At 64.2% G+C, this 15,557-nt stretch carries 15 protein-coding genes; 13 read left to right on the top strand and 2 right to left on the bottom strand.

Going from position 1 to position 15,557, the window contains the following annotated elements; all coding sequences use genetic code 11:
- From ACFRJ8_RS19415 to ACFRJ8_RS19385, 7 genes are all read left to right on the top strand, one after another.
- Positions 1-1,311 carry a hypothetical protein gene (locus ACFRJ8_RS19415; RefSeq protein ID WP_377988011.1) on the top strand — a complete coding sequence of 437 codons (1,311 nt, stop codon included), beginning with the start codon at positions 1-3 and terminating at the stop codon, positions 1,309-1,311.
- Entirely contained in the window at positions 1,298-2,806 is a 1,509-nt protein-coding gene (locus ACFRJ8_RS19410) for an SCO6880 family protein (protein ID WP_377988010.1), read from the top strand. Before ACFRJ8_RS19415 ends, ACFRJ8_RS19410 begins: the two co-directional genes overlap by 14 nt.
- Positions 2,806-4,395, top strand: a complete 1,590-nt coding sequence (locus ACFRJ8_RS19405) for a helicase HerA domain-containing protein (protein ID WP_377988009.1) — start codon at positions 2,806-2,808, stop codon at positions 4,393-4,395. Before ACFRJ8_RS19410 ends, ACFRJ8_RS19405 begins: the two co-directional genes overlap by 1 nt.
- Before the next feature lie 28 nt (positions 4,396-4,423).
- Positions 4,424-6,193 carry a type IV secretory system conjugative DNA transfer family protein gene (locus ACFRJ8_RS19400; RefSeq protein WP_377988008.1) on the top strand — a complete coding sequence of 590 codons (1,770 nt, stop codon included), beginning with the start codon at positions 4,424-4,426 and terminating at the stop codon, positions 6,191-6,193.
- Positions 6,190-6,621: a DUF4913 domain-containing protein gene (locus ACFRJ8_RS19395; protein WP_377988007.1), complete on the top strand. Its 432-nt coding sequence runs from the start codon at positions 6,190-6,192 to the stop codon at positions 6,619-6,621. Before ACFRJ8_RS19400 ends, ACFRJ8_RS19395 begins: the two co-directional genes overlap by 4 nt.
- 48 nt (positions 6,622-6,669) lie before the next feature.
- Positions 6,670-7,728, top strand: coding sequence for a YhcG family protein (locus tag ACFRJ8_RS19390; RefSeq protein WP_377988006.1), 1,059 nt, complete (start codon positions 6,670-6,672; stop codon positions 7,726-7,728).
- Between the two features lie 134 nt (positions 7,729-7,862).
- The gene (locus ACFRJ8_RS19385) at positions 7,863-8,165 is read left to right on the top strand and encodes a DUF4193 domain-containing protein (RefSeq protein ID WP_377988005.1); all 303 of its coding nucleotides are present in this window, start codon (positions 7,863-7,865) and stop codon (positions 8,163-8,165) included.
- Between the two features lie 37 nt (positions 8,166-8,202).
- Here the strand turns inward: ACFRJ8_RS19385 and ACFRJ8_RS19380 are convergent, their stop codons facing one another.
- A complete protein-coding gene (locus ACFRJ8_RS19380) occupies positions 8,203-8,439 on the bottom strand; it encodes a hypothetical protein (RefSeq protein WP_377988004.1) in 237 nt (78 codons plus the stop codon).
- Positions 8,440-8,933: 494 nt separating this feature from the next.
- Positions 8,934-9,701: a DeoR/GlpR family DNA-binding transcription regulator gene (locus tag ACFRJ8_RS19375; RefSeq protein WP_377988003.1), complete on the bottom strand. Its 768-nt coding sequence runs from the start codon at positions 9,699-9,701 to the stop codon at positions 8,934-8,936.
- A 343-nt stretch (positions 9,702-10,044) separates the two neighbouring features.
- Here ACFRJ8_RS19375 and ACFRJ8_RS19370 point away from each other — a divergent pair, with 343 nt between their 5' ends.
- The 6 genes from ACFRJ8_RS19370 to ACFRJ8_RS19345 are packed head-to-tail and all read left to right on the top strand — an operon-like array spanning position 10,045 to position 15,500.
- Positions 10,045-11,142 (top strand): ABC transporter substrate-binding protein, encoded by a 1,098-nt coding sequence (locus tag ACFRJ8_RS19370; protein ID WP_377988002.1) that lies wholly within the window; start codon positions 10,045-10,047, stop codon positions 11,140-11,142.
- Positions 11,143-12,219, top strand: a complete 1,077-nt coding sequence (locus tag ACFRJ8_RS19365; RefSeq protein ID WP_377988001.1) for an ABC transporter ATP-binding protein — start codon at positions 11,143-11,145, stop codon at positions 12,217-12,219.
- A 38-nt stretch (positions 12,220-12,257) separates the two neighbouring features.
- Positions 12,258-12,947 carry an RraA family protein gene (locus ACFRJ8_RS19360; RefSeq protein ID WP_377988000.1) on the top strand — a complete coding sequence of 230 codons (690 nt, stop codon included), beginning with the start codon at positions 12,258-12,260 and terminating at the stop codon, positions 12,945-12,947.
- Entirely contained in the window at positions 12,937-13,854 is a 918-nt protein-coding gene (locus ACFRJ8_RS19355) for an ABC transporter permease (RefSeq protein ID WP_377987999.1), read from the top strand. Before ACFRJ8_RS19360 ends, ACFRJ8_RS19355 begins: the two co-directional genes overlap by 11 nt.
- Positions 13,854-14,648, top strand: a complete 795-nt coding sequence (locus tag ACFRJ8_RS19350; RefSeq protein ID WP_377987998.1) for an ABC transporter permease — start codon at positions 13,854-13,856, stop codon at positions 14,646-14,648. Before ACFRJ8_RS19355 ends, ACFRJ8_RS19350 begins: the two co-directional genes overlap by 1 nt.
- 39 nt (positions 14,649-14,687) lie before the next feature.
- A complete protein-coding gene (locus ACFRJ8_RS19345; RefSeq protein WP_377987997.1) occupies positions 14,688-15,500 on the top strand; it encodes a carbon-nitrogen hydrolase family protein in 813 nt (270 codons plus the stop codon).
- The last annotated feature ends 57 nt before the right edge of the window (positions 15,501-15,557 follow it).

Genomic DNA, 15,557 nt, shown 5'->3' with positions numbered 1-15,557 from the left:
ATGGCTGAATGCAGCTTGGGGGACATGACGTGCGTGGCGGGCAACATCGCCTCCGGCGCGGTCAATGACGCCATAACGAATCTGTCGAAGTCGATCCTGGAGGGCATGAGCCAGATGGTGACCACGCTCTCCACTTTCTGGGTGTCCATGCCCACGGCCAACCTCGCATCCCAGGACGGGCTCACCCCCAGTCCTGTGGTCGGGTTCGTCAACTCGGAACTGGGCTACTGGACACTGGCTTTGGCGGTTTTGTCGGTCATCCTTGGGGGCACCCGGATGATCTGGGAGCAGCGCGGGGCGCCGTTGAAAGACCTGCTCCGGTCCCTGCTGACCCTCACGCTGGTGTCCGGCCTCGGGCTGGCGGTGATTTCTATTCTGGTGATCGCGGCCGATGCGTTCTCGGCCTCGATCATTGACCGGGCAACCGACGGCAAGGGCTTCGCCCACGCGATGGCCATCCTGGTGATGACGAACCAGACCGGGGTCGGGGTCTTCATTCTGATCATCCTGGGCCTGGTGGGTTTGCTTGCCTCGATGGTGCAGATCGTCCTCATGATCGTCCGCGGCGGCATGCTGGTGATCCTGGCCGGCATCCTGCCGACCACGGCTGCGTTCACCAACACCGAGATGGGACGCCAGTGGTTCCAGAAAGCCATCGGCTGGACCATCGCCTTCATTCTCTACAAGCCCGCCGCGGCGGTCGTCTACGCCGTGGCCTTCAAGCTCATGGGATCCTCTGGCGGCAACGTCCTGCTCGGATCCATTACCGGGTTCGCCCTCATGATTGTCGCGCTGCTGGCACTGCCGGCGCTAATGCGCTTCGTCACCCCGATGGTGGGAGCTGTCGCCTCCGGTTCCGGCGGGGGAGCAGGAGCGGCGGTGGGGGCCATGGCCACCGGTGCTGTCTCTATGGGCCGTTCCGGCAGTGGACGCGGCAACGCATCGCCGACACCGGCCAGCCAGCCCGGCCAGAGCGCCAGCGCCCAGGGCAGCAGGGGCGCCGGCGGCAGTAACGGCGGCAACGGCAAACCCACCCCTGGCTCAACGGGCCCCGGAGGGGCGCCCGGCAAGGGCACCACCGGAAGCGCCGCTACCGCCGGGGCAGGCACCTCAGGCTCAGTCGCAGGGGCAGGCGCGGGCACCGCCGGTGCAGGGGCCGCGTCGGGAGCGGCGAAAGCCGCCGGCCCGGCCGGACTCGCCGTCGCCGCCGGAGCACAAGCAGCGTTAAAGGTGTCTCAGGCCGCACAACAAACCGCGCAGGATTCAACCGGCCAATCAGGATCGATGGAGGGCCCCAGTGGCAGCAATTAATATCGAATACAAGGAACCGTCCTACGGCAATTGGCGCGTTCCCCGTTCCGCCGGGCTGGGAAGTCTGGGCGCGATCGGCACCGGCATCGTCATGACCGGTCTGCTGGCCGGCATTATCACCTTCGCGTTTCTTGGTCTGCTGCCGGGCCTGAGTGTCCTTGCCGTCGCGGGCTTGCTCGTGCTGCTGCTGACGGTCAAGGACAAGCACGGGCAGTCCATCGTGGACCGGTTCGCGACGCGGATGAACTTCCGTCTCGCCCGTTCGTCCGGGACCAACCTTTACCGTTCCGGTCCGCTCGGGGTCACCGGGTGGGGGATGTTCCAGCTTCCCGGCCTTGCCGCGAAGTCCCGGCTGTATGAGTTCAATGACTCCTACAACCGCCCGTTCGCCATGCTCCATGTCCCCACCACGAACCACTTCACCGTGGTCTTCTCCACCGAACCAGATGGTGCGTCCCTGGTGGATCCGGAACAGGTCGACGCGTGGGTAGCGAACTGGGGCGGCTGGATCGCCGGCCTCGGCGACGAAGCCGGTTTGGAAGCTGCGGCCGTGACCGTGGAGACCGCCCCGGATTCCGGTTACCGGCTGCGCAATGAAGTCGAAATGAACATTCACCCCGACGCGCCCGACGCCGCGAAGGCGATCCTCCGCGAGGTTGTCCGCACGTACCCGGAAGGCTCGGCCACCGTGCGGGCGTGGGTGTCCCTGACCTTTACCGCCGCGCTGCGTTCCGGGTCGCGGAAGCGTGAACCCGAAGATGTCGCCCGGGACCTGGCCTCCCGGATCCCCGGGCTCGGTGCCCGGCTGCAGGCCACCGGCGCCGGGATCGCCCGGCCGATGTCCGCGCAGGAACTCTGCGAGGTCGTCCGGACCGCTTACGACCCGCCCGCGGCGTTGATCATTGATGAAGCCCACGCCGCCGGGTCCCCGGTCGCCCTCACCTGGGGCGAGGTCGGTCCCTCTGCGACGCAGGCGAGCTGGGATGATTACCGGCACGATGGCGCATTCTCTGCCTCCTGGACCATGACCGGAGCCCCGCGCGGGTCGGTGAACTCCTCCGTTCTGTCCCGGCTGCTGGCCCCGCACGGGGACATCGACCGCAAGCGCGTCTCTCTGCTCTACCGTCCGCTGGATTCGGCCCGGGCCGCCGCCGTGGTCGAACGGGACCAGAACAACGCCAACGCCCGCATCACTTCCGGGGGCCGGCCCAGCGCCCGTGCCCTGGTCGATGCCCGCTCCGCTGCGCAGACCGCTCAGGAGGAAGCCCAGGGCGCCGGTCTGGTGAACTTCGGCATGGTCGTCACCGCCACCGTCACCGACCCCGCCCGGCTCGCCGACGCGGTCGCCGCCGTAGAACAAACCTCCGGCACGGCCCGGGTGCTGCTGCGCCGGGCCTACGGATCCCAGGACACCGCATTCGCCGCATCCCTGCCGCTCGGGCTCGTCCTGCCCAAACACATCCTGCTGCCCACCGAATTCAGGGAGGCCCTGTAATGCAGAAGCTCTTTCGACGGAAGAGGAAGAATCCGCTCCTTGATGGTGTGGAATCCGAAACCCGTGACCGCCGCGCAGCCACCGGTCGTCCGACCCGGCTGCGTGTCCCCGGGTCCCGCGGCTGGGGCGGCCGCGGGGGAGGGGCCGCGGCCCTGGTCCCGGCGGTGCGTGAATACCGGGGGACCACGGTGCAGGTCTGCGGGCTGTGGCCGTTTTCCTCGGGTACGTCCTCGCCCATGGTCGGCGTCCCGCTGGGCCGGCACGAGGAAACCCAGGCCACCGTCTGCTGTGACCCGATCAGCTGGTTCCAGCGCGCCCACCTGATTTCCAACCCCTCCGCGTTCATCCTCGGCAAACCCGGTCTGGGGAAGTCCACGCTCGTGCGCCGCATGATGCTGGGCCTCTCCGGCCAGGGCGTCCACCCGCTCGTCCTCGGGGACCTGAAGGGCGAACACGTGGACGCCATTAGCGCCATCGGCGGGCAGGTCATCGAACTCGGCCGCGGCCGGGGATATCTGAACATCCTCGACCCGGGCCAGGCCATTGAGGTCGCCCAGCTCCTCGAGGAGCGCGGCCACCATGAAGCGGCCGTACGGGTCCGGGCCGACGCCCACGGCCGGCGCCTGAACATGGTCGTTTCCCTCATCACGATCAGCCGGAACAACCCGCCCACGGATCAGGAACAGACCATCCTGAACCGCGCCCTGCGCGTCCTGGACGACACTTTCGACGGTGTTCCGGTCCTGAAAGACCTGCTCGACGTCATCACCGCCGCCCCGGACGAGCTGCGCCAGGTCGCGCTGGACCGCGGGGATATGGCCGTCTATCTGCAGGAAACCCGGGCACTGGAAGCAACCCTGCTGGGCCTGACCGGGGGCGGGAAGCTCGGGGAAATCTTCTCCCGGCACACGACCAACCCGATGCGCCGTGACCGGGCCGTCGTCTTCGATGTCTCCAGCATTGATGAGACCGAAACGGACCTGCAGGCCGCCGTTCTGCTGGCGTGCTGGTCCTACGGCTTCGGCACCGTTAACGTCGCCAACGCCCTCGCCGACGCCGGGCTGGAACCGCGGCGGAACTACTTCGTCGTCCTGGACGAGCTCTGGCGGGCACTGCGCGCCGGCAAGGGCATGGTGGACCGGGTGGACGCCCTGACCCGCCTCAACCGCTCTGTCGGCGTCGGGCAGGTCATGATTTCCCACACCATGTCCGACCTGCTGGCGCTCCCTGCAGACGAGGACCGGATGAAGGCCCGTGGCTTCGTGGAACGCTCCGGCATGGTCATCTGCGGTGGACTCCCCGCCGCCGAGATGCCGCTGCTGACCGCGGCGATCCCGCTCTCGCGGCAGGAGCAGCAGAAGCTCATCTCCTGGCAGGACCCGCCGGCCTGGGACTCCCGCGGCGGCGACGTCGAACCTCCCGGACGCGGGAAGTTCCTGATCAAGGTCGGCGGCCGCCCCGGCATCCCCGTCCAGATCGGCCTCACCTCCATCGAGGCGTCCCTGAATGACACCAACAAGCGCTGGCACGCCCCGGCAGAGTCCCTGGCCGAAGCGGCCGCTCCGGTCCGGGAAGAGGGTGCGGCGTGAGTGCTCCGGTCCGGGAAGAGGGTGCGGCGTGAGTGCTCCGAACCGTAAAGGCACAGGGTTCGGTGACGGGCTGGGGATCTGGCTGGCCATCGGCTCAGCTATCGTCATTGGGGGCGGCAGCTGGGTCTCGGCACATCTTGGATCCTGGATGGCCGGACTTGCCGCACCCCCTGCCCACCCGATTGATCTGGTGGCCGGGCTGGTCAAGGGCCGGGTGCCCTGGCCTGTCCAGTCCACCATCGTCGCCTGGGTGCTTCTCGGAATATTGATTGCCCTGACGGTGACAGTGCTGGTGGCCCACTCCAGAATGGCGCACAAGCGCACCCGAGTGGATAAGGCCGCCGTCCACATGGGCCGCGGCAAAGATCTCGATCACCTGGGCACCAAAGGCGCCACCGCCACCGCCGTGCGTCTCGGCGTAGAAAACTCCACAGGCGTGCGGCTGGGCCGCAGCGTCGCCGGGAAACGCCCGCTCTGGGCCTCCTGGGAGGACATGCTGATCCTCATCGCCGGTCCCCGAACCATGAAGACCACCTCCTACGCCGTCCCGGCAATCCTGGACGCACCCGGCGCGGTGATCGCCACATCGAACAAGCGCGACATCGTGGATGTCACGCGCCCGATCCGGGCTGAGGCCGGCCCCGTGTGGGTCTTTGATCCGCAGGCCGTCGCGGAAGAAGAGTCCACCTGGTGGTGGAACCCGCTCTCCTACGTGAAGAACGAAGCCACGGCCGGGAACCTGGCACAACACTTCGCCAACGGCTCCCGGGAACCCGGGACCAAACCCGATGCCTACTTCGACCCGGCAGGGCAGAACCTGCTCAAAGCCTTCCTGCTCGCCGCCTCACTCGACTCCGCCCCGGTCACGCAGGTCTACACCTGGCTGACCCGCCCGCACGACGAGGCCCCCGCAGAACTGCTGAGGACCGCCGGCTATGACCTGCTCTCGGACATGGTGATGGGCCACATCCGCGAACCGGAAAAGCAGCGGGCCGGTGTCTACGGCACCGCCCGGCAAATGGTCTCCTGCCTGACCGACCGCGAGGTCAGCCAATGGGTCACCCCGCTGCGGGACACGACCGTGGACACCGACCCGCGGCCGCAGTTCGTCCCCGAGGACTTCGTGCGCGGCAAAGGCACGCTCTACAGCCTCTCCCGCGAAGGCGCCGGCACCGCCGGGCCCCTCGTCACCGCCCTGACCGTCGCCGTCGTCGAAGCGGCCGAAAAGTACGCCACCTCCCAGCCCGGCGGACGGCTCGCCACCCCGCTGCTCGGGATCCTCGACGAGGCCGCGAACGTCTGCCGCTGGAAGGCGCTGCCGGATCAGTACAGCCACTACGGCTCCCGCGGCATCATCCTCATGACCATCCTGCAGTCCTGGTCCCAGGGCGTGGAGGTCTGGTCCCTGGAAGGCATGCGGAAACTCTGGTCCGCGTCCAACGTGAAAATATACGGCGGCGGCGTCTCCGAAGTCGGCTACCTCGATGAGCTCTCCCGCCTCATCGGCCAGTACAGCTACATCAACGTCTCCCGCAGCCACAGCAAGACAGGGTCCTCATCCTCCCGGCAGGAGAATAAAGACGAGATCCTGTCCGTCGCCGACCTGACGGCACTGCCGAGGTTCCGGGCCATCCTGCTCGCCTCCGGCGCCCCGGCCACCATGATCGAAACCATCCCGTGGATGAACGGCCCCCACGCCCAAAAGGTCAAAGACTCCCTCGCCACCCCGGAGAAAGTACGTCGCGAGACGGTGGCCGTCCCCGCGCACAACCCATGGACGGACGGTGACCCATCGTGAGTGCGGAGTTCGGGGACGCATTCGGCGACGAAGAGGCCCAGCCCGCACCGAGCGGCCACAGCCACGACGAACCTGAACCCGAGCTGGTGTACTCGAGCGCAGTGGAGTTCTTCGCCGAGCTCCTGGCCCAGTCCTACGCCCGGGAAGTCAACGAAGGCGCAACCTTCGCCTGGTGCCCCGAATGGTACAAACACCCCGAAGCCCTGATCCGCATGGAAGCCATCTGGCGGGCCTGGGAACACCTCCGCCTGGAGCCAGCCCTCGGGATCAGCACCTGGTGGCTGAACCACGCAGACCCGCACATGCGCGTCCTCATGGACAAAGAAGGGCCCTTCAAGAAATGCGCCTACGACGGCCACAAGACACCACTGGCGGAGAAGGGAGCACTGCCCCACGTCATACCGGAGGCTGGAATCTTCGGCGACTAGACCCGCAGTGGTCCCGGCACCCTGCGGCCGCTCTTTAGGATGGAGCCCATGACCGAACCGCGCGACCTTGCCCTCCCCACCGGATACACCGATCTTCTCGGCGAGCTCAAGGACCGGGTGCGGGCCGCACGCACGACGGCGCTGCGGACCGTCAACACCCAGCTGATCGAGCTGTACTGGTCCATCGGACGAACGATTCTGGAACGCCAGGCCATCGATGGCTGGGGGAGCGGGGTCATCGGCAGGCTGGCGGAGGACCTGGGGGCCGAGTTCCCTGACATGACGGGTCTGTCACGGTCCAATCTGCAGTACATGCGCAGCTTCGCGGAGGCCTGGCCCGCGTTCGATGCAAATGTCCCACAGCCTGTGGGACATTTGCCCTGGGGCCACATCCGCACCATTCTGGACAAACGGCTGGAGCCGGAGGCACGGGACTGGTACGCCGCGGCCGCCGTGGAGTACGGCTGGTCTCGGAATGTGCTCCTGAACATGATTATGAACAAGACCCTGGAACGCACCGGGGCGGCACCGTCGAACTTTAAGCAGCAGCTCGTTGCACCGGATTCGGAACTGGCCCAGCAGATTGCCAAAGACCCCTACAATTTCGAGTTCCTGGGCCTGTCCGGGGAAGTCGCCGAACGCGACCTCGAGAACGCCTTGACCAGTAGGATTACCGAGACCCTCCGCGAACTCGGCCCCGGGTTCTCCTTCGTGGGCCGGCAGGTCCACTTCGACGTCGACGGTGACGACTTCTACGTGGATCTTCTTTTCTTCCACATCGAGCACTCCCGGTACGTAGTCGTTGAGCTGAAGACTGGCAAGTTCCAGCCAGAGTACGCCGGCAAGCTCAACTTCTACGTCGCACTCGTCGATGACGTGCTCCGGCGTCAGCACCATAACGAAACCATCGGAATCCTCATCTGCGGCACCAAGAACGACCGCAGCGTCCGGTACAGCCTAGGACGCTCCACCTCGCCCATGGCGGTCGCCGCCTACACCTACGACAACCTTCCCCCGGCCGAGCAACAGGCACTTCCCAACGAAGGGCACATCGTCGCAGCGCTGGAATGGGCCGAACCCGGGACCGCGGCGGCGCAAGACGATTAGGACTCCCGGGACTGCGCTAGGACGAGTTGTCGGGCCCCATGTGGCCTGCCAGTCCCCGCCGCACGGGAAAACCGGGACCCTTGCATGCGTTGCGTTCCCGTCAGCTAAGAACGCCAGAAAAGAGAATGACCCCGGTGGCAACCGATTACGACGAAGTACGTTCCGACGTCAAGGAATCACAGGACCGCTCCTTGGAGGCGCTGCAATCCGCCAATGCCCCGGATGCCAACAGCGTCGTCCGTGAGCTGGACGAATCCGACGCACTGGACGACACCATGACCCCCGGCGGGGAATTCGTCGCCGAGGAACTCATCGTCCAGGTGATTCCCCAGGCCGAGGACGAGTTCAAGTGCTACTCCTGTTTCCTGGTCCGGCATCGGTCCCAGCTCGCGCGGGAAAAGAACGGCCACTCATACTGCGTCGAGTGCGAAGGCTAGGACCACCCCGCTCCAGATGCCGGGGCCGAACCCGTTTCTATCCGTGAGTCGCCGGCTCTTCGCGCCGTTCGTGGGTCTGCCCGTAGGGGACATCGCGGCTTACGACGACGGTGTAGCTGGTGTAACCGTGCTGGGTAACGAGGACGCCGTGTCGGCGTCCCTTCATGGCGTGTTCGCGGGCGATCTCTACGGCGGCGTTCAGGTCGTTCTCGACGGTGTCCGGGTCGTGGGCGGTGACTTCCAGGACGACGTCCGAGTGGCGCTTGATCATCATGGTCTCTTTCTCGGCGGATGTGCCGGGGCTCTCAGTGGGCACGGCTTCCGGGGTCGGGCACAGCCGGCGAGGCGGGAAGCGGTGGTTCCAGAGGGGTTGCCCGGCATTTTCTGATGGGGCGGGGCCGGCCGTAATATCGGCGGCTGGATCGGCGGAAGCAATCTCCTGCGGATCTGCAGTCAGTCTGGATGATCGGTGGGCCGACCGCAATACAAAGTCCAAAAAAGTCGGCTGTGGGTGCTCGACGACGACAACAGAGAGTCCGAGATCATGACGCTGGTCAGGGCCGTCAGCGGGACCTTGAAAGGAGTCGCGACCGTAGTTTTGGCTCCTCCTGAACGCCGGACTCACCACGATCATCAACGTCTTGGAATCGTCTTGACCGATACGTGGCTCGGTGCCTTCCAGGCTCTGTAAGTCGAATGCCGCCAATAGCGGATCATATGTCGGCCTAAGGCGATTGACCGGATGCACCAAGCGGATTGTTTAGCCTCCTATGCAACGATGACGACGCCGTTGCTCTGCTCAAGGGCCTCACGTAGGTCTGCTGGTGGTTCCGAGTCTGTGATCAGGCCTGCCAGATCCTGGATTCCAGCTACCCGGTGACGCGCAACCTTGCCAAACTTCGAGGAGTCGGCCAGGACGTAGGACACGGCCGAGTTCTGAACGATCACCTTCCGCGCCGAAGCCTCTTCCAGATAGAAGTCTGTGAGGCCGGCGGCGGCATCGATTCCACCTGAGCCCAGAAAAGCGATGTCTGGGTGCAAGTCTCTGAAGAAGTTTTGGGCGTTCGAATTGGACAACGCCATGTCCCCACCGCGGAGCCTTCCACCGGCGACATGGACCACCAGATTTGGGTGGTTGGAGAGCTCGATGGCTACGAGCAAGGAACTTGTTGCCACAGTGCCTCGAAAATCGAGCGGTATCGCCCTTGCCACACTTAGCGCCGTCGTTCCGACATCCAGGACGATGAATTGGCCGGGTTTGAGGAGCGCTGCGGCAGCCTTTCCGATCCGTTCCTTCGCGAGGCTGGCCACATTGGTTCGTTCGGCGAAGGACGGTTCTTCACCGGGAGGTAATGGCAGGGGAGTCGTTGCACCGCCGTGAACCCGGGAGAGGAACCCGCGCTGTTCGAGCAGGGCAAGGTCCCTCCGAATCGTTTCGTGGGAGACCGCAAGGCTCAGGGCTAGGTCTTCGGTACTGACCACTCCGTTGCCACGGACCTGTAGCACGATCTGTCGCTGTCTCTCAGCTACGAGCATCGGTGCCCGTTTCTGAGGTTTTTCGTGGGTTCATGTCAATCAGTATGTCCGCCGATGAGTGGACTCGCAAGGCAGAAGATCACGGTTCGAGCCCCAGATCAGCCGTTGGCAGCAACGGCTGACGATGACCACGCGCCTAATATCCGGCGGTATTCAGCGGAGAAAGGTCAAACAATCACTAGACCGCAGGCTCTTCCGCGGACCCATTTTGCCGTGCTCGGCGTCACCCGCCTCTGTAACCCTTGACACACAGGTATCCACAGCTTCAGAATAAGAACCACAAAAGTCCACGCTTTCGGGCAAGACTGGTCACCTTCGCATCACTTATCCCCAGGAGCATGAATTGATCAAGAGCAAATGGCGTCTCATTGGCACGGCGCTTCTCGCCCTGCCTGTCATGGCCGTCACGGCCTGCGGGGGACCCTCCGTCGCCCAGTCCACAACCGGAGATGCAGTCACCGGTGATCTGGTGTTCAGCATCTACCCCGGTGTTTTCCAGGACAACTACGTGAAGTCCGTGGTGGAGCCCTTCCAACAGAAGTTCCCGGACGTGAAGGTTTCCTTCGTCCAGGCCCGTACCAGCGCTGAATCGCTCGCCTCGTTGCGGGCCGAGAAGGCAAACCCGAGCGTAGACGTCTCCCTTCTGGACTTCGCGGTGGCCCGCACAGCCAACAGCGAGGGCATCTTCCAGTCCCTCGACCCCGCTGCCGTCCCCAATCTCGCCGATCTGGATCCCAAAGCACGCGTTAACGGCGACATGGGCGCCGGTGTGACATTCGACAGTGTTGCCCTCATGTACAACACGAAGGCCGTTTCCAAGGCTCCCGACTCGTGGAAGGCCCTCTGGGACGATCCCGCAGCTGACGGCAAGACGGCCATCATTGGGCCGCCTGACCTGACGAGCACGGTCGGCCTGACCGTCATCACCACGAAGATGGAAGGCGGCGACTACACGCAGTCGGTGGACAAGGGCATCGCGAAGCTCGCACAGTTGGCCCCGCGCGTGCAGACATGGAATCCCCAGCCTGACCCGTACACGATGGTCCAGAGCGGCGACGCCAACTTTGGTGTCGGATGGAACGCCCGGGCGCAGCTCTTTGCTGACGGGTCGAACGGGGCCATGAAGGCGGTTCTTCCCTCCGAAGGGACCATCCTGCAGATCAACACGCTGAACCTCGTAAAGAATTCCCCCAACCCCAAGGCAGCGCAGGCGTTCATCAATTACGCTCTGAGCGCTGAGGCGCAGGCTGAATTTTCCAAGCACATGTCCTACGCACCGACCAATACCAAGGCCGAGCTGCCAAGCGACATCCTGGCAAAAATTCCTGTGGCCGATCCCGCCAAGGCGGACCGGATTATCGCACCGAACTGGGACGTCATGGTTTCCCAGCGGGACACTTGGGCAACGCGCCTCAAGACAGAAGTAGTGGGTGCGAAGTAAATGCCAAGCACGTCCGGCTATCTTCAAATAGATTCCCTTACCAAACGGTACAAGGAGGGGACCGCGCCGGCAGTGGACAGCGTTTCCCTCAGCGTTGACGAAGGCGAGTTCCTGGCTTTGCTGGGACCGTCGGGATGCGGCAAGACCACCACGCTGCGGATGATCGCCGGCCTGATCGACCCCACGGCTGGCACAGTTAAGGTGGCCGGCAAGGACATCACGCACGCCCCGGTCTACAAACGCTCCGTCGGCATGGTGTTCCAAAGCTACGCGCTGTTCCCCCACTTGGACGTCAAATCCAACGTTGCCTACGGCCTGCAGATGCGCCGCGTGCCCAAGGCCGAGATCACGACCAAGGTCCTGGAAGCTCTCGAATTGGTCAGGTTGGGCCATCTGGCTGACCGGCGTATCACCGCACTTTCGGGCGGCCAGCAGCAGCGCGTCGCACTGGCCCGGGCCATCGTGATCAACCCCCAGCTGTTCCTCATGGACGAGCCGCTGTCCAACCTTGACGCCAAGCTGCGCGATGTCATGCGCAACGAAATCCGCGGAATACAGCAGCGTATGGGCATCACCTCCGTCTTTGTCACCCACGACCAGGGGGAGGCGCTGACAATGGCCGACAAGATCGCGGTCATGTCTGAGGGAACCCTGGAACAGTTCGGCACCCCGAGTGATATTTACGAACGGCCCGCAACCCGATTCGTGGCTGAATTCGTGGGCCAGGCGAACCTGGTTGAGGGCGCCACGTTCGTCCGCGCCGGTTCTGCAAGCATGATCGAACTGCCGGGTGCCGGCCGCCTCGCTGTGCCCCGCGTTTCGGGGACGCAGCTGAACGGAGCAACCGCAATGATCCGTCCCCACCAGCTGCAGGTGCGATCCGTCGCGCGCGATGGTGACATCCCGGCGCGGATCCGATCCTCGGTGTACCTCGGTGACACCATTCAGTACGAAGTCGAGGCGGGAAAGAACATTCTCAAGGTGCAGATGTTCGCCGACGGAGCCCCGGCACTCGCCGTGGGGTCAGAAGCCGCCGTAGGCGCTTCAACCGACTGTGTACATTTCATCGCGGCCTAACTGCCCCGCCGTTATCTTCAAGGCTTAAGGACCTCCATATGACAATCATCGAAAAACCGAATGGACCTCAGATCAACAGGGAGCTCCAGGAAAAGCTCGCCCGGGTCAGCTACCCGACGCTTGGCCACTTTCACGAACGAGGATTCGTAGACTCGGGAATCCGTTCCCACTTGCCCGGCAGCAAGATCCTCGGCCGTGCAGTTACGGTCCAGATTCCGGGTATTGATTCCGCGTTGATGCACCGCGCGGTTGCTTTGCTCGAGGCTGGAGACGTCCTTGTCGTTTCCACGGGTGGAGACCGACGCCATGCCCCCGTGGGTGAAGTGGTCGCCTACGCAGCCAACGTGGCAGGTGCTTCCGCGATCATCATTGATGGCGTGATGACAGACGTCAATGAGGTTGCCCGCATCGGCATCCCGGTCTTCGCCCGGGGAACGAGCCTTTTGACGACCAAACTCCTGGGCCTCGCCCAAGGTGGAATCAACGTTCCTGTCGTCATCGGCGACGTCGCGATATCCGCGGGGGACATCATCCTGGCAGACGACAACGGTGTGCTGGCGATCTCCACCAGCGACGCCACCGCACTGATCGACACAGCGCTTGAATCCGACGCCAACGAAGGCCAGCTCCTGCGCGCGCTCGATGAGGGCGTTCCGTTGCCGGACGTCACGATCGCCAACCGTGTTCTGGCAGACGCCCTGGGGCTGGTGGACAGCCGTGTCGACTAATCTGGCCTTCAAGCAGGAGGCGCCTCCGGAAGCACCCCCCGTCGGCGCCAAGAAGCAGCGCAGGGACTGGACCTCACAAGTGAAGCTGGTTCCCGGGCTTGTGCTGCTGGGCATCGTTTTTGGAATCCCGCTCGCCTGGCTCCTGAGAATGTCGTTCAACACCGGCCTCGCCGGTGGGGCAATCCAGGAGGGACTCAGTTTCGACTCATACGCGACGTTCTTCGAAAGCGCCTTCAATCTTGAACTGATCGGCCGAACATTGCTGCTCGGCCTCGCCGTTACAGCAGGCGCATTTCTCCTGGGCTACCCGCTGGCGCTGTTCCTGTTGCGGACCCAGTCCAAGTGGAAAAGCATCCTGTTGGTCCTTGCCCTGGCACCGCTGCTCACCAGCGCCGTCGTCCGCACCTTCGGATGGATGGTGATCCTGGGCGACCGGGGAATCATCAACCAGGCTCTGCTGTCCATCGGCTTGATCTCCGAACCCTTGAAACTCGCCAACAACGAACTCGGCGTCACGATTTCCCTGATCGAGATCCTGATGCCGTACATGATCCTCACGGTCGCCACGGGTTCCTCACGGCTCAACGATGCAGTGCTTGAGGCGTCGGCGACCCTGGGCGGCAACGGGCTCCGGACATTCTTCCGGGTGGTAATTCCGCTGACCCTGCCTGGCATCCTCACCGGATGCCTGCTCGTGTTCGTGCTGACTATCAGTTCCTTCGTCACCCCGGCACTCGTCGGCGGTGGACGGGTCTTCCTGCTCGCCACCGAAATTTACGATCAAGCCGTCCAATCGCTCAACTGGCCCCTAGCCTCGGCTATTTCCTTCATACTCATCGCCCTGTTCGCTGGAGTCCTCGTCGGCTATCAGCGCCTCATGGCCCGGCTGGACTGGAACCGAAACTGATGTCCAAGAATCCTCTTACCCGGTGGTCAGTCCGAGGCGGCGTAGCACTGATCTACCTGTACCTGCTCGCACCGATCCTGATCACGGTGATCATCTCGTTCTCGGCAGACAACATCCTGAGGTTCCCGCCTACCGGCTGGAGTTTCAAATGGTATGCGACGCTCTTCGCAAACCGCGATTTCATGGGGGCCTTCCAGGTCAGCCTGATCGTGGCTGGAGGCGCCGCTCTCCTGGCAGCCGCTGTCGCCATCCCTGCCGCCCTGGCAATTGCCAGGGGCCGGTTCCGCGGCAAGGCGGCCGTCGAAAGCTTCTTCCTGGCCCCACTGCTCGTCCCGGCCATCGTGGTCGGTCTTGGACTGCTGCTCGTCTTTAGCCCCATGGGACTCAAGGGCACATACCAGGGCCTGATCCTTGCCAACGCCGGCTTGGTTATCCCCTACGTCATCCGCACCACCCTGCTCAGCCTGACCACCATGGATGCCAGATGCGAGGAAGCGGCGCAGACACTCGGAGCGCGACCCTGGGCGGTATTCCGGACCGTAACACTGCCGTTGATCTTCCCCGGCGTCCTGTCAGGTGTCGTGCTGGCGTTCCTCCTCGCTTTCGACGAAGCCGTGGTCAGCCTGTTCCTCGTCTCAAGCCGCGTACGCACGCTGCCGATCGCCATGTTCGACTACGTCCAGACGCGTACGGACCCCCAGCTGGCGGCCGTGTCAACGTTGCTGATCGCTTTCAGCCTCATCATCGTCGTCGTCATCGAACGCATCATGGGCCTGCGCCGCGTTCTCCACTAGCCCGCGCGCCATCAAGCCCCCCTTACAGAAAGGCATGCAATGACTCTCCGCATAGCCGCAGCACAGTTCGCCGCATCCCCGGACAAGAACGACAACAGGGCCATCATCGCCTCCCTGGTTGCCCAGGCCGCCGCCGAGGGCGCACGGCTCGTGGTGCTTCCCGAGAACGCCATGTACAGCCATCCGGATTCCTCGACCGATCTCTATCCGATCTCCGAATCCATGGAGGGCGAGTTCGCGTCCTTCGTGACCGAAACAGCGCGAACCCACAAGATCTGGATTGTCGTCGGAATGACCGAACGGATCGTAGGTTCCAGCAAGGTCCACAACACTCTGCTGGCCGTCGATGACGCAGGCCAGGTGGCCGCTCATTACCGCAAAGTCCACCTCTACGACGCCTTCGGCTACCGCGAATCAGACTCCGTGGAACCTGGCCCCATCGTCGACGCAGCAACGTTCGATGTGGACGGCGTCAAGGTCGGTCTTATGACCTGCTACGACCTGCGCTTCCCGGAATCCGCGCGGCGACTGGCCGATACCGACGTCCGCCTGATCGCGCTGCCGGCCGCCTGGGTCGCCGGACCAATGAAGGAAGACCACTGGTGGACTCTGCTCCGGTCCCGGGCCATTGAGAATACGGTCTACGTCATCGCCTCCGGGCAGACCGGCCCGGTGTGCGTCGGTCAGTCATCGGTGATCGACCCTTCCGGAGTAGTGCTGCGCTCCGCCGGGCCGCAGCCTGGAGTGATCACCCAGACTGTTTCCAACGAAAGCGTCGACGAGATCCGCAAAATCGTACCGGTCCTGCAGCATCGCCGGTTCACAGTCGTGGAGAGGTCGCTGCATGAGTGAGTACCCAGCCCCCGCAGGCCGCCTCTTCGCCGATCGGACCACACCCGGTGCGCGACT

This window comes from Arthrobacter sp. NPDC056886, assembly GCF_042788715.1.
In the GTDB taxonomy this organism is placed as follows: domain Bacteria; phylum Actinomycetota; class Actinomycetes; order Actinomycetales; family Micrococcaceae; genus Arthrobacter.
Note: the sequence above shows the minus strand (reverse complement) of the source record. Positions and strands in the feature narration are given on the sequence as shown.

Coding starts and splice junctions, on each gene's coding strand:
- ACFRJ8_RS19380 (WP_377988004.1), bottom strand. CDS start 8,439: ATGATGATCAAGCGCCACTCGGACGTCGTCCTGGAAGTCACCGCCCAC.
- ACFRJ8_RS19415 (WP_377988011.1), top strand. CDS start 1: ATGGCTGAATGCAGCTTGGGGGACATGACGTGCGTGGCGGGCAACATC.
- ACFRJ8_RS19345 (WP_377987997.1), top strand. CDS start 14,688: ATGACTCTCCGCATAGCCGCAGCACAGTTCGCCGCATCCCCGGACAAG.
- ACFRJ8_RS19360 (WP_377988000.1), top strand. CDS start 12,258: ATGACAATCATCGAAAAACCGAATGGACCTCAGATCAACAGGGAGCTC.
- ACFRJ8_RS19375 (WP_377988003.1), bottom strand. CDS start 9,701: ATGCTCGTAGCTGAGAGACAGCGACAGATCGTGCTACAGGTCCGTGGC.
- ACFRJ8_RS19405 (WP_377988009.1), top strand. CDS start 2,806: ATGCAGAAGCTCTTTCGACGGAAGAGGAAGAATCCGCTCCTTGATGGT.
- ACFRJ8_RS19365 (WP_377988001.1), top strand. CDS start 11,143: ATGCCAAGCACGTCCGGCTATCTTCAAATAGATTCCCTTACCAAACGG.
- ACFRJ8_RS19390 (WP_377988006.1), top strand. CDS start 6,670: ATGACCGAACCGCGCGACCTTGCCCTCCCCACCGGATACACCGATCTT.
- ACFRJ8_RS19350 (WP_377987998.1), top strand. CDS start 13,854: ATGTCCAAGAATCCTCTTACCCGGTGGTCAGTCCGAGGCGGCGTAGCA.